A 13640-nucleotide genomic window follows, 5' to 3' on the forward strand; every position below is an offset into this window, starting at 1 on the left:
ACCGTCATCCCGGCGAAAGCCGGGACCCAGGGCCACGAGCGACATCCTGCTTGGCCCTGAGTCCCGGCTTTCGCCGGGATGACGGCTTAAGATTGGAGCGGCTTGCTCCGACCGATCGGCACCGGGAGGAGGCGGCCCTGGTCGTCGCCGATCACCATCACCTCGACGCCGAACGCGTCGCGCAGCGGCTGGTGCGAAAGCACGTCGCGCGCGGGGCCGAAGGCGACGATCCGGCCCTCGCGCAGCAGCAGCACGTCGTCGGCGGCGCGCGCGGCCTGGAGCAGGTCGTGGAGCACCACCACCACCCCCATCCCCGCGCCCGCCAACCCGCGCAGCTGGTCGAGCAGGTCGAGCTGGTGGACGGGGTCGAGGCTGGCGAGCGGCTCGTCGGCGAGCAGCCAGTCGGGCATGCCAGCGAGGACGCGCGCGAGCAGCACGCGGGCACGCTCGCCGCCCGAGAGCTCGGTAACGATGCGGCCCGCGAAGCTCGCCGTGCCCGTCGCCTGGAGCGCGGCGGCGACGGCCTGGCGATCCTCCGCCGACGGACCCGCGAAAGGCGCGCGGCGCGGCAGGCGGCCGAGCGCGACGAGGTCCTCGACCGTGACGCGCCAATGGACGTCGGGCTCCTGCGGCAGATAGCCGATCAGGCGCGCGCGCTCGCGCGGGTCGAGCCGGCCGACGGCGCGCTTGTCGAGCGTGACATGGCCGCGGTCGAGCTCGATCAGCCCGGCGAGCGCCTTGACCAGGGTCGACTTGCCCGAGCCGTTGGGGCCCAGGATCGCCGTGACGCGGCCGGGCTGGAACTCGGCGTCGATCCCCGAGAGGACGCGACGGTTGCCCAGGCTGACCTCGAGCTCGCGGAGCTTCAGCGCCATGCCGAGTTCCTCAAGCGGAGGACGAGCAGCAGGAAGAAGGGCGCGCCGAGCAGCGACATGGCGACGCCCAATCGCAGTTCCTGCGCGCCGGGCGCGAGACGGACGAGGCTGTCGGCGGCGAGGACGAGCGCGGCGCCGCCGAACAGGCTCGGCAGCAGCAGCGCGCCCGGCCGCGCGCCGGTGAGCGGGCGCAGCAGGTGCGGGACGATCAGCCCGACGAAGCCGACCACGCCGGTCACCGCGACGCTCGCGCCCACCGCCAGCCCCGCGCCGAGCACGATCAGCAGCTGGGTCCGCGCCAGCCGGACGCCGAGCGAGCGCGCGGCATCCTCGCCCAGCGTGAGCGCGTCGAGCGCGCGGCCGGTGAGGAGCAGCAGCACGCAGCCCGCGGCGATGAACGGCACCGCGAGCTGCGCCTCGGCGAAGCTCCGGTCGGTGAGCGAGCCCATGATCCAGTCGATGATCTCGGCGACGGCATAGGGGTTGGGCGCGATCGAGATGAGGAAGGCGGTGAGTGCGGCCGAGAGGCTGGCGAGCACCGTGCCCGCAAGCACGAAGGCGACCGCGCTGTCGGCGCGCCAGGCGAGGCCGGCGAGCAGCAGCATCGAGCCGCAGCCCGCCGCCATCGCGCCGGCGAAGACGAGCAGCGGCGTCGCGGCGGCGATGAGGACGATCGTCGCGACCGCGCCCAGCGCGGCGCTCGACGAGACGCCGACCACCGCCGGATCGGCGAGCGGATTGCGGAGATAACCCTGCAGCACCGCGCCGGTGAGCCCCAGCCCCGCGCCGATCGCGGTGCCGAGGATCGCGCGCGGGACACGCAGCTCGAGCACGATCCACCAGCGCGGATCGGCGCTGAACCAGGCCGAGAAGGGCACCCACAGCTTCCCCGCCATCAGCGACCCCGCGAACAGGATTGCGACCAGCGCGGCGAGCAGGGCGAGCAACAGCGGGCGGCTCATGACGCGAGCCCCCGGCGGATTTCGGCAAGCCGCGTCATCGCGCGCTCGATCACCGGGCCACCGCAATTGACGAGACTGCGCGGGAACGAGGCCTGCGTCACGCGCGCGCCGAAATGGGCGAGCGCGCGGGCGCGGATCTGGGCGGCGCGCGAATCACCGTCGCGGCCGGGGCGGTCGGGAACGAGCATCACGCGCGGCGGATCGACGATCACGCGCTCGATGGGAAGGGTTCCCGTGAATTGCAGGCCATAATGCGCCGCCTGATCACGGAAGCCGGCGCGCGTCAGCATCTCGTCGAGCAAATTGCCGCCGCCCGAGACGAGGTTGCCGCCGATCCACACGAGCGCCGGCACCGGCGCGCCGGGCGGAGGCGCGGCAACGGTGACGGCGCGGTCGATCCGCGCGTTCATCGCCCTGCCCTGCGCTTCGGCGCCGATCGCGGCGGCGAGCTGGGTGACCTGCGCCTTGCTCGCGTCGATCGTCACCGGCGAATCGAGATAGAGGACCTTGAGCCCCGCCCGCGCGAACGCCTCGCGCGCCGAGGGCGAGGTGAAGCTGCTCGCGATCAGCAAATCGGGATGGAGCGCGATCACTTCCTCCGCCGTGCCGGTGGTGGCGCGGAAGCGGCGCGCGACGTCGAGCGGGATCGAAGTCGCCGCGGCGTCCTGCGAATAATGGCTGATCGCGGCGATCCGCCCGGGCGGCACCAGCTCGACGAGCATCGCATCGGCGCAGGGGTTGGTCGAGACGATCCCCCCGCCACCCCGATTGGCCTGGGGCGGTGGCGCCGCGCAGCTCGCAGCCAGCAGGCAGCATAGCAGCGCGGCGCCGCGCATCAGTTGAGCTTCAGCCGCACGCCGGCATAGGCCGCGCGGCCATAGGTGCCGTAGCCCGACACGACTTCATACTTCTCGTCGGTCACGTTCTCGATCCGGCCGTAGACCGAGAAACGCTCGCCGATCGGCATCTCGGCGCGGATGCTGCCGATCGCATAGCCGTCGATCCGCGTGAGATTGCCGGCATCGTTGAAGCTGTCACCCACCATCGTCACCGCGCCCCCCAGCGAAAGCCCGAACGGCAGCCGGTAGTCGGCCGACACGCTGGCCGTGTCGCGCGGGCGGCGGGCCAGGTCGTTGCCGACGAACCCCGCCGAGCGATTCTCGGTGTCGGTATAGGTGTAGTTGGCGGTGACCGTGAGCGCTTCGATCGGCTTCACCGCCAGCTCCAGCTCGACACCCTGGGCGCGGGCGCGGGCGATGTTGCGATAGGTGAAACTGACGAGGTCGAAGTCGATCTGGTTGCGCGTGTCGCGGTGGAACCAGGTCGCAGCGACGCGGACCTTGCCGCCCAGGAAGCGCTGCTCGATGCCCGCGTCCCAGGCCTTGGCGGTCTCGGGGCGGAGGTCCTTATAGCCATAGAAAGGCGCGAACAGCTGGTAGAGCGTCGGAGCCTTGAAGCCCTCGTTGTAGCTTGCGCGCAGCAGCGTCGTGTCGCTTGCGCGCACCGCGGCGCTGGCGCCCCAGCTCGCGTGGTTGCCGAAGCGGCTGTGGTCGTCATTGCGCACGCCGGCAGTGAGCGTCACGGCGTCGATCGGGGTGACGATCGCCTGGCCGTAGAAGCTGGTGGTGCGCGCACGATAGGTCTTGTCGCCGTCGAAGAAGCGGCTGGTCTCGCGCTCGGCGCCGAACGCGAAGCGGAGCTGGTCCATCAGCGCCGCGTCGCCGCGATATTCGAAACGCTCGCTGCGGCCGCGATAGAGATAGAGCGGCGCGCTTTGGGCCGTGGGATCGAAATTATCGCGATCGATGTCCGCAAGGCTGAAGCCGGCGTGGTTGTCGACCGGGCCAAGCTTCGCGAAGACCCCGGCATAGCCGTAGAATTCCTTCGCGGTCGAATATTCGGCGGTGTCCGAAAAGGCATAATTGGGCGGCGGGAACCCGTCGAGATCCGTACGTGAATTGGCGTAATAGGCGCGGACCTCGGCGCCGATGCCGGGCCGGAGCTCGGCCTTGAGCCGGCCGCTGGCATTATACTGGCGATAGCCGTCGGGCTCGGTGCCGACCGCGGCCTGCGACACGCCGTCGGTACGGAAATAGCCCGCGGTGAGCGCGCCCTGGACATGGTCGCTGCCCGCCGCGATCGCGCCGTTGGCCACGATCTGGTCGGCATAGCCGTACTCGGCATTGGCGCGCGCCGAGAGGCCGTCGGCCGGCGCCTGGGTCACGACGTTGACCACGCCGCCGATCGCCTGGCTGCCCCACACCACCGAATTGGCGCCGCGCAGCACTTCGACGCGCTGGATCGAGCCGGTGAGCAGGTTGCCGAAGTCGAAGGCGCCAGCGGGCGACGACGGATCGTTGGCGCGCACGCCGTCGATCAGCACCAGCGTCTGCGCGTCCTCGGCGCCGCGGATGCGCACCGCGGTCACCGCACCGGGGCCGCCGTTGCGCGTGACACCGACGCCCGGCGTGGTCGCGAGCAGGTCGGAGAGGACAACAGTCTGGCGCTGGTCGATCTCGGCGCGGTCGATCACGGTGACGGCGCGGCCCGTATCCTCGACGCGCTGCTCGACACCCGAGGCGACGACGACGATGTCGTTGGGATCGATACGCAGGTCGGCGATCACGATCTCGTCGTCCTGGGCATGCGCGGCCGCGGGCACGATCGCCGCGGCAGTGGCCAGCAGCAGCTGGGCAAAGGTCTTCATCTTGGACACCCCTTGTCTGGGCCGTCCTGCCGTCATGTGGCGAGGGAGCGACCCGGTTTGGTGTCGCTCGCACGGGGATTTCTCTCCCCGTCCGCCCGGCACACCCCGTCCGCGCAGAGGAATCGACGGCGACGGGCAGGTCTCCTGACTCCCGGGTCATCGCTGGCGCACCGCCTTCCCGGGCCCAAGGCCCAGTGGCTTGTCTGTGGCACGCCGGCTCGCCGGTCACAGTTGCGGGGGCAGCGCCGGAATTCCGCCGGCTTCCCTTTTCATCCCCCTCGCGAGGGACACCCGTCACGGAGGCGGCCTCTAGCGGCGAAGGACGCCCCGGAGCAAGGCCCGCAATTATTTTGCGTTGTAACGCAGCCGTAACCCACGGCTAAGTCGGCATTTACTATCTTGATCTAGCTCAAGCTCCATGTTCCGCGCCGACGCACCGACTCTGCCTTCTCAACGCCTTACCAGCGAGTCGCCGGGCCATTGGATGAGCGACGCCGAGCGCAGTACGCCGACGCTCAGTCTCGAGGATTCGCTGTTCCGCGCGGTCGACCTGTTCCAGGCGGACCCGGACCTCCGCCTGATCCCGGTGATCGAAGGCGAGCGCCGTCCGGTGGGCGCGGTGTTCGAGAAGGATGTGCGGCGGCTGCTGCTCAATCCCTTCGGTCATGCGCTGCTCAAGAACCCCGCCTATGGCCACGGCGTCGCGCGGCACCTGCGGCTCTGCCCGATCGTCGAGGCGAGCTTGCCGGTGCGCGAGCTGATCGACGCCTATCGCGCTGCGGGCGGCAGCGAGGGGATGATCCTGACGCTCGACGGCAAGCTGTTCGGCTCGGTCGGCAATCGCCGGCTCGTCCACCTCGCCGCCGAGCGCGACATGGCCGAGGCGAGCCAGCGCATCGCCCGCGCGCAGCGGATCGAGCAGGCGAGCGAGCGGTTCGAGGCCGGGATCGCCGAGCTGTCGCGCGCGATGGCCGAGCTTTCGGACAAGCTCGAGCGGAATGCCGCCTCGACCGTCGAGCGCGCCGCCGAGCTCAGCCAGCGCGCGACCTTCCTCGCCGGCGCGGCGACGCAGACCACCGACAACATGACCGAGATCGCCGGGCGCGGGCGCGGGCTCGCCGATGCGCTGGGCGGGATCGGGCAAAGCGCCGAGCAGACCGAGCGCGCCGCGGGCCAGGTCGCTTCGCTGGTGACAACCGGCAGCGCGCGGGCACGCGAGCTGCTCCATTCGGCGCAGTCGATCGATTCGGTGATCGGGCTGATCAGCGAGATCGCGCGCAAGGTGAACCTGCTCGCGCTCAACGCGACGATCGAAGCCGCGCGCGCGGGCGAATCGGGCCGCGGCTTCACCGTGGTCGCAAACGAAGTGAAGCAGCTCTCGACCCAGGCGGGGATCGCCGCGGCGCGAATCACCGCGCACGTCACCGAGATCCGCGGCGGCATCGGCGACGTCGCCGAGGGCCACGCCGGCGTCGAGCAGGCGATCGGGACGATGGTGGGGCTGGCGCACCAGGTGCAGGCAGCGGTGGCGGCGCAGGAATCGGCGACGCGGCTGATCGCGCGCAACGTCGGCGAGGCAGTCGATGCGGGCAGCGCGATCCAGCGCGACGTCGAGGCGATCGGCGGCACCTCGCGCGAAGCCGAGGACAGCGCCCGCGAGATGCGCGCGCTGGCGCAGCGGCTCCACGCCGATTCGAGCGCGCTCTCGCGCGAAGTCGGCAGCTTCCTCGCGACGATCCGGCAGCATTGAAGCAGGCCGACCGCCCGGTTCCAAACCGTCGCCCTGAACTTGGACGTGTCATCGATCATCGAGCGGTCCGCGCCCTTCCTGCCGTCATCCCGGCGAAAGCCGGGACCCAGGGCCACAAAGGTCGTCGCTCGCTGCCCTGGGTCCCGGCTTTCGCCGGGATGACGGGGATTGGATCGGAAGCGCCGGAGCGGCCTGGGCCCAAAACCAAGAAACCCGCCACCCTTGCGGGCGGCGGGCTTTCAAATGGTGGGCGTGGCAAGGATTGAACTTGCGACCCCTGCGATGTCAACACAGTGCTCTACCACTGAGCTACACGCCCATGGCCCATAGGGCCGAAACTCGGGGAAGCGGCGCCATAGCGGGCGATTCCCCCCCGCGCAAGGCGGCATTTCAATTGCGGCTCACGTTCTCGCTCTCGAACAGCCGGTCGACCTCGAGCACCAGGTCGCGCAGGTGGAACGGCTTGGAGAGCACGCGCGCCTGCGGCACTTGCTTGCCGGCCTTGAGCGTCACTGCCGCGAAGCCGGTGATGAACATCACGCGCATCCCCGGCGCCATCTCCGCGGCGCGCTGGGCGAGCTCGATGCCGTCCATCTCGGGCATCACGATGTCGGTGAGCAGCAGGTCGAACCGCTCGGTCTCGAGCAGCGGCAACGCCTCGGTGCCGCGGTCGACCGCGCTGACGGCATAGCCGGCACGCTCGAGCGCACGAGTAAGATACTCGCGCATCACGCGGTCGTCTTCTGCCAGCAAGATCCGAAACATGCTTGTCCCACCCGTGAATGACGGGACCGACACTATGCGCGAACCCTTTAAGATTTTCCAGATGGCGCGTCACGCGGCATTGCCCCGAATTGACGCCGTCCGTAGGGTTCGTGGCGATGAGCGGAACGCCGTCCTTCGTGCGCCATGGCCCCGAGTTGCCCGAGAGCCCGGTGCTGCTGTCGGTGCCGCATGCCGGGCGCGACTATCCGCTGGCACTGCGCGCTGGGTTGCGCGTGCCGCTGCTGGCGCTGCGCCCGCTCGAGGACCGGCACGCCGATTCGGTGGCGATGGCAGCAGCGGCGGGCGAGACGATGTTCGTCGCCCAGCGCGCGCGCGCCTGGATCGACCTCAACCGCGCCGAGGACGAGCGCGACCCGCGGCTCGACGACGGCGCCCCGCCCCAGCCCCAGCCGCTCTCGGCCAAGCTGCGCAGCGGCCTGGGGCTGGTGCCGCGCCGCGTCGCCCAGGCGGGCGACATCTGGCTCAGGCGGCTGAGCGACGAGGAAGTCCAGGCGCGGATCCGCAGCGATCACCGGCCCTATCACGACGCCGTGGCGGCGGCGCTCGACGCGGCGCGGCGGCGATTCGGCGTGGCGGTGCTGCTCGACCTGCATTCGATGCCGCCGATCGGCCCTGCCGGCTTCGCGCCGCGCGTGGTGATCGGCGACCGATTCGGCCGCTCGGCGCCGGCGCGGCTGGTCGGACGGCTCGAGGGCGTGGCGCGCGCGCATGGCGTGCGCAGCGCGATCAACGCGCCCTATTCGGGCGGGCACATCCTCGATCGCCATGCCGATCCGGCGCGTGGCATCCATGCCATCCAGATCGAGCTCGACCGCTCGCTCTACCTCGATCCGGCCTTCGACCAGCCCGGCCCCGGCCTGGCGCGCACTGCAGCGATGCTGCGCGCGATGATCGACGCGGTGGCCGATGAAGCGATGCCCGGCGCAGTCGCCGCGGAATAAGTCCCACGGCCTTGAACCGGGCACATAAAAAACCACCTCGTGCAAGCGCACGAGGTGGCCAAGGTTCAGGGAGGAGACACGCCCGCAGGCGTGCCGTACGACCTCGCGAAAGGGGGGACACGACGCCGTACAAAAGAGAATATAGGCAAGCGGTCGAAAGGTTTCAATACGGACATCCACCTAAGGATATCCCGTTTACCATCCGCGATCAGTTGCGCTGCTTGGCGCGCGGCAGCATCCGCGAGGCGATGGTATCACGAAGCAGGAACTGGTGGCGCAGCGCGGCGGCGATGTGGATCACCACCAGCGCCGCCATCAGATAGCCGAGCAGCTCGTGCGCCTCGCGCGCCGCCTGGGCGATCGGCGTGGTGACGGGCAGCAGCGGCAGGTCGAACAGCCAGAAGAAGGTCGCCGGGCGCGGCCGCGCGGGGTTCGACCCGAAGGCCCAGCCGCTGAGCGGCAGGACGATGATCAGCACGTAGAACAGCCAATGGACCGACTTGGCGGCCAGTCGCTCCCAGGTCGGCATCGTCGACGGGAGCGACGGCGGCCTGTGCGTCAGCCGCCAGCCGAGCCGGCCGATGCTGAGCAGCAGCACCAGGATGCCGATCGACTTGTGGATCGGGATCAGGTTCCACGCGCGCGGTGCGCCCTCGTGGAACAGCCCGATGAGCAGGTTGGCGATGACGAGCGCGGCGATCGTCCAGTGAAAGGCGATCGCCCCCCGGCTGTAACGGTCGCCGCGCTCGATCATCCGCCTGGTCAGCCGATAAGGTTCGGCGCGGGCATCTTGCCCTGGGCCATCTGGCGCGCGAAGATCTCGCGGATCTGCGACAGCGAGAAGAGGTGCGCGAAGATGAGCGGCAGCATGCCGTTCTGCACCATCTTGCGAAGCTGGTCGCCGCGCAGCTCGTTGACCTTGTTCTCGTCGATCATGCGGAAGCCGCGATAGACGAAGGGCTGCGACGCATTGTCGGGCTGGATCGAGACCTCGCCGTCGATCAGCAGGTCCATCTCGACCAGCTCCTTGACGAAGGCCGCAGTGTTCTGGCCCGCGCGCTCGAACTGCTCGTTGAACTGGAGCACTGCCTTGGTGGTCTCGCTCGGCTCGGCGCCGGCGAACAGCGCCTCGCCTTCCTCGAACGCGCCGATCGTGTCGGCAGTCGGGTCGAAGCAGAGCGAAAGCTCGTCGGTGTCCGGGCGCAGGCGCGCCAGCAGGAACGGATAGCGGCGAACATAGGCCGGCACGTAGAAGGCCTGCTCGAGCAGCTTGCCGTCCGAATCGAAGAAGACGTTCACGCCCTCGTTGAGGCCCATCAGCGCGAGCGGAATGGGATCGTCGCCGACCGAGAAGACGATCGGCATGTGCCGCTGGACGAACGGGAATTCCTCGACCGTGACCGGAACGGCATGCGTCGTCGCGAGCGCCGGCAGGCGATCCGAGGGACGCATCTTGAACTCGGCATGCGCCTGGCTCGAGAGCGGTTCGAGGTCGTTGTAGAAAAGCGGAAGCGTCTGCGGCTGCGGCGCGCTGGCCATTATTGTCTCCTAGGGAATCTTCATCTTGGTGCGATTGGCGCGGCGTGGGTCTATGACCCGGCGGCTTCCTGCGCAAGCGGGACCAGCTTTCCCGGATTGAGAATCCCGTGGGGATCCATCGCCGCCTTGATCGCCCGGAGCGCCGCGATGCGCGACGGCGCGCTCAGCCGAGCGAGCTCGGCGCGCTTCAGCTGGCCGATGCCATGCTCGGCCGAGATCGACCCGCCCGCGGCGACGACGAGGTCGTGCACCAGCCGGGTGATTCGCGGCGCATCCTCGGCATACCAGCGCGCGCCGTCCGCCCCCTCGGGCGCGCGGGCGTGGAAATGGACGTTGCCATCGCCGAGGTGCCCGAAGGCGATCGCGTGGACGCCGGGATAGTGCCGCTCCACTTCCCTGCCGCCCTCGACCATGAAGCGCGGCATGTCGGCGACGGGCACCGAGATGTCGTACTGCGTCGCCGGCCCGCTCGCGCGCTCGGCCTCGGCGATCGAATCGCGCAAATGCCAGAATGCCTCGGCCTGGGCTTCGTTCGCGGCGATCACCGCGTCGATTATCCGCCCCGATTCAATCGCTTCTGCGAGAAGGCGCTGGAGCAGGTCGGCGGGTGGCTCGTCGTCGTCGCTCGTCGCCACGGCTTCGATCAGCACGTTCCACGGCGCGCGCTCGGCCAGCGGAGCGCGAGTGCCCGGGATATGCTCGAGCACCATCGCCAGCGTGTCCTCGGGCACGATCTCGAAGCTCTCGATCGCGCGCGTGCGGGCCTCCATCGCGCGGAGCAGGTCGAGCCCGGCCTGGGGATTCGCCACCCCGATCCAGGCGACCGCGCGCGACGCGATCGCGGGAACAAGGCGCAGGCTCGCCGCGGTGACAATGCCGAGCGTCCCTTCGGCGCCGACGAGCAACTGGTTGAGGTCGTAGCCGCGATTGTCCTTCTTGAGGCTCGGCAGGCCATGGTGGATGCTGCCGTCGGGCAGCACTGCCTCGATCCCCGCGACGAGCGCGCGCATCGTCCCGAATCGAAGCACCTGGGTGCCGCCGGCGTTGGTCGAGATCAGCCCGCCGATCGTCGCCGAGCCGCGCGCGCCGAGCGTGAGCGGGAAGCGGCGCCCCTGGGCGAGCACCGCCTCGTGGAGGTCGGCGAGGATCACCCCGGCCTCGGCGACCGCGAGGTTGCTCGCCGGATCGATCGAGCGGATCCGGTTCATCCGGCGCAGCGAGACGAGCAGCGACGCGCCGTCCATCAGCGGCGTGGCGCCGCCGACCAGCCCGGTGTTGCCGCCCTGCGGCACGAGCGGCACGCCCTGCTCGCCCGCGAGCGTGACGATCGCGGCGACTTCGTCGACCGAGGCGGGCGCGAGCATCGCCGGCGCGCTGCCCTTGAAGCGGCCGCGCCAGTCGGTGAGCCATGGCGCGAGCTCGTGCGGGTCGGTGACCGCGGCCTTGGGACCGAACCGCGCCTGGACGGTCTCGACGATATTGCGCTGTTGCGGTGTCATCGCGCGGCGCGATAGCATGGGGGCATGGCCCAGCCAATTCACTCGCCGGTTCATCCCCAAGTTCATCCGCTGTTCAATCGCAGCCGGTAGAACGCTCGCCCGACATGCTGAACCCGACGATCCCCGCAGCCGCGATGCTGATGCTCCTCGCCGCCCCCGGTGCGGCGACGGCGCCCGCGCTGCCGGCGGCGACGGCGGTCTCGCCCGACCTCGGCCAGCACATCACCATCCATGTGCCGCGGATGACGGTGACCACCACCACGATCATCGCGACCACGACGACGACGGCGCGCAGCACCCCCGCCTTCCGCGAGAAGAAGGCGGACAATTGCCTCAAGATGAAGAAGATCATCGGCTTCTGGGTGATGACCAACGACAGCATCGACTTGCTGCTCGACGACGGCACGCGGCTGCGCGCGCAGCTGGGCTCGGACTGCCCGTCGCTCGGCTTCTACGCGGGCTTCTACGTGAAGCCGACGCAGGACGGGAAGATCTGCGCCAAGCGCGACGTGCTGCGCTCGCGCTCGGGCAAGGCCTGTGCGGTCGGCGGATTTTCGAAGCTGGTGCCGGTGAAGTAGCGCCAGAGTTCGAATGGCGTGCGCTTCCCGAACCCCGCGATCTTGAATCGTCATCCCGGCGAAAGCCGGGACCCGGGGCCACGGGCGATGCGGCTTGCTGCCCTGGGTCCCGGCTTCCGCCGGGATGACGGCTGGTTAGACCCGATCGGGTTCACTTCCAGTCAGTGAGGGAAATAGGCGCGCTTCGAGCTCCGAAGCCCCCTCAACCGGAAACACATGGCACCCGAGAGCGTTCATTCGCTTGACATGGGCAGGCAAATCCGCAAGCGCGAACGCGAATCCCGGCGCGTCCTGCGCCGTTTCCGGACATGCGCATGAGCTTTGCCGATCTCGGCCTTTCTGACGAACTTCTGCGGTCGGTAACCGATGCCGGTTACAGCGACCCTACGCCGATTCAGCGCCAGGCGATCCCCAGCGTCCTGATGGGCAAGGACCTGATCGGCATCGCGCAGACGGGCACGGGCAAGACCGCCGCCTTCGTGCTGCCGATGATCGACATCCTCGGCGAGGGCCGCACCCGCGCGATGATGCCGCGCAGCCTGATCCTCGAGCCCACGCGCGAGCTGGCCGCGCAGGTTGCCGAGAATTTCGAGAAATACGGGCAGAACCACAAGCTCTCGATGGCGCTGCTGATCGGCGGCGTCTCGATGGGCGACCAGACCAAGGCGCTCGAAAAGGGCGTCGACGTGCTGATCGCCACGCCGGGCCGGCTGATGGACCTGTTCGGCCGGGGCAAGATCCTGCTCACCGGCTGCAACCTGCTCGTGATCGACGAGGCGGACCGGATGCTCGACATGGGGTTCATCCCCGACATCGAGGAAATCTGCACCAAGCTGCCCAAGCAGCGCCAGACCCTCCTCTTCTCGGCGACGATGCCGCCGCCGATCAAGAAGCTCGCCGACAAGTTCCTCACCGATCCCAAGCGGATCGAAGTCGCGCGGCCGGCGACGACCAACACCAACATCACCCAGCGAATCGTCGAGACGCGCGCCGACAAGAAGCGCGACGTGCTGCGCGAGCTGCTGCAGCAGGAGGACGTGCGCACCGCGATCATCTTCTGCAACCGCAAGACGATGGTTCGCGAGCTCAACAAGAGCCTGAAGCGCCACGGCTTCCGCTCGGCCGAGATCCATGGCGACATGGACCAGCCCGCGCGGCTCGCGGAGCTCGACCGGTTCAAGAAGGGCGACGTCAACATCCTCGTCGCCTCCGACGTCGCGGCCCGCGGGCTCGACATCAAGGGCGTGAGCCATGTCTTCAACTTCGACGCGCCCTGGCATCCCGACGATTACGTCCACCGCATCGGCCGCACCGGCCGTGCGGGCGCGACGGGCACCGCCTACACGCTGGTGACCCCCGACGACGCCGAGCATATCGCCGAGATCGAGAAGCTCACCGGGCAGAAGATCGAGCGGATCAAGGGGAGTTCGCTGGGCGGCGGCAGCGGTGGCGCGGAAACCGAGGCGGACGAGGCCGAGGCGCCGCGCCGCGAGGCGCGCGGACGCCGCGGCGGCCAGGGCCGCAAGGACGGCAAGGCCAAGGACCAGCCCCGTGAGGACCTTCCGCGTGAGGACCGGCCGCGTGAGGACCGGCCGCGTGAGGACCGGCCGCGCGAGGACCGGCCGCGCGAGGATCGGCCGCGCGAGGAGAAGCCGAAGCAGGCGCGCGAGGATCGTCCCGGTGGGGACCGTCCGCGTGAGGATCGGCCCCGCGACGAGCGTCCGCGCCAGGACGCGCCGCGCGCCGAGAAGCCGCGCCGCGACGACCGCTCGCGCAGCGGCAACCGTCGCCGCGATCGCCACGAGGACGATGGCCCGGACGATGGCTGGAACGGACCGATGCCCGACTTCCTGCGCTTCACGCTGACGGAATAGCCGGGCGCCGGTTCGGGCGCTTCGGCAACTCCCCACAACCGTCTCCCAGCTTCCACAGCCGTCATCCCGGCGAAAGCCGGGATCCAGGGGCCACGAGCCGTGACCCTTGGGATCCTGGGTCCCGGCTTT

Annotated in this window: 12 protein-coding genes, 1 tRNA gene and 1 riboswitch; of the genes, 4 read left to right on the plus strand and 9 right to left on the minus strand. The window is 69.7% G+C overall.

The window, feature by feature from the left end:
- Positions 1–86: 86 nt before the first annotated feature.
- The 4 genes from J7495_RS17235 to J7495_RS17250 are packed head-to-tail and all read right to left on the minus strand — an operon-like array spanning position 87 to position 4544.
- Positions 87–875 carry an ABC transporter ATP-binding protein gene (locus J7495_RS17235; RefSeq protein WP_294058068.1) on the minus strand — a complete coding sequence of 263 codons (789 nt, stop codon included), beginning with the start codon at positions 873–875 and terminating at the stop codon, positions 87–89.
- The gene (locus tag J7495_RS17240) at positions 866–1837 is read right to left on the minus strand and encodes an iron ABC transporter permease (protein WP_294058069.1); all 972 of its coding nucleotides are present in this window, start codon (positions 1835–1837) and stop codon (positions 866–868) included. The genes J7495_RS17235 and J7495_RS17240 overlap by 10 nt, the downstream gene beginning before the upstream one ends.
- Positions 1834–2673, minus strand: coding sequence for an ABC transporter substrate-binding protein (locus tag J7495_RS17245; protein ID WP_294058070.1), 840 nt, complete (start codon positions 2671–2673; stop codon positions 1834–1836). The genes J7495_RS17240 and J7495_RS17245 overlap by 4 nt, the downstream gene beginning before the upstream one ends.
- The gene (locus J7495_RS17250) at positions 2673–4544 is read right to left on the minus strand and encodes a TonB-dependent receptor (RefSeq protein WP_294058071.1); all 1872 of its coding nucleotides are present in this window, start codon (positions 4542–4544) and stop codon (positions 2673–2675) included. Before J7495_RS17250 ends, J7495_RS17245 begins: the two co-directional genes overlap by 1 nt.
- Positions 4545–4660: 116 nt before the next feature.
- Positions 4661–4854: riboswitch (cobalamin riboswitch) on the minus strand.
- A 174-nt stretch (positions 4855–5028) separates the two neighbouring features.
- Here J7495_RS17250 and J7495_RS17255 point away from each other — a divergent pair.
- Positions 5029–6294 carry a methyl-accepting chemotaxis protein gene (locus tag J7495_RS17255; RefSeq protein WP_294058072.1) on the plus strand — a complete coding sequence of 422 codons (1266 nt, stop codon included), beginning with the start codon at positions 5029–5031 and terminating at the stop codon, positions 6292–6294.
- 244 nt (positions 6295–6538) lie between these two features.
- On the opposite strand, the gene J7495_RS17260 is transcribed toward J7495_RS17255, so the two are convergent.
- Positions 6539–6613: transfer RNA gene (locus J7495_RS17260), tRNA-Val, on the minus strand.
- 71 nt (positions 6614–6684) lie between these two features.
- The gene (gene cpdR, locus J7495_RS17265; protein ID WP_294058074.1) at positions 6685–7059 is read right to left on the minus strand and encodes a cell cycle two-component system response regulator CpdR; all 375 of its coding nucleotides are present in this window, start codon (positions 7057–7059) and stop codon (positions 6685–6687) included.
- Positions 7060–7175: 116 nt separating this feature from the next.
- Between cpdR and J7495_RS17270 the strand changes: the two genes are divergently transcribed.
- A complete protein-coding gene (locus J7495_RS17270; protein WP_294058075.1) occupies positions 7176–8021 on the plus strand; it encodes an N-formylglutamate amidohydrolase in 846 nt (281 codons plus the stop codon).
- 208 nt (positions 8022–8229) lie between these two features.
- On the opposite strand, the gene J7495_RS17275 is transcribed toward J7495_RS17270, so the two are convergent.
- Genes J7495_RS17275 through J7495_RS17285 form a run of 3 tightly spaced genes read right to left on the minus strand, consistent with a single transcriptional unit; the run spans position 8230 to position 11059 of the window.
- Complete coding sequence (locus J7495_RS17275; RefSeq protein WP_294058077.1) at positions 8230–8775, minus strand: cytochrome b; 546 nt, start codon at positions 8773–8775, stop codon at positions 8230–8232.
- An 8-nt stretch (positions 8776–8783) separates the two neighbouring features.
- Positions 8784–9560, minus strand: a complete 777-nt coding sequence (locus J7495_RS17280) for a SapC family protein (RefSeq protein ID WP_294058079.1) — start codon at positions 9558–9560, stop codon at positions 8784–8786.
- Between the two features lie 50 nt (positions 9561–9610).
- On the minus strand, positions 9611–11059 hold the full coding sequence (locus J7495_RS17285) for an FAD-binding oxidoreductase (RefSeq protein WP_294058080.1): 1449 nt from the start codon (positions 11057–11059) through the stop codon (positions 9611–9613).
- A gap of 104 nt (positions 11060–11163) precedes the next feature.
- Here J7495_RS17285 and J7495_RS17290 point away from each other — a divergent pair, with 104 nt between their 5' ends.
- Both J7495_RS17290 and J7495_RS17295 read left to right on the plus strand, forming a co-directional pair.
- Positions 11164–11637, plus strand: coding sequence for a hypothetical protein (locus J7495_RS17290; protein WP_294058082.1), 474 nt, complete (start codon positions 11164–11166; stop codon positions 11635–11637).
- Between the two features lie 314 nt (positions 11638–11951).
- Complete coding sequence (locus tag J7495_RS17295) at positions 11952–13511, plus strand: DEAD/DEAH box helicase (protein ID WP_294058083.1); 1560 nt, start codon at positions 11952–11954, stop codon at positions 13509–13511.
- Positions 13512–13640 lie beyond the last annotated feature (129 nt).

It is taken from the genome of Sphingomonas sp. (genome assembly GCF_017745215.1).
GTDB lineage: Bacteria > Pseudomonadota > Alphaproteobacteria > Sphingomonadales > Sphingomonadaceae > Sphingomonas.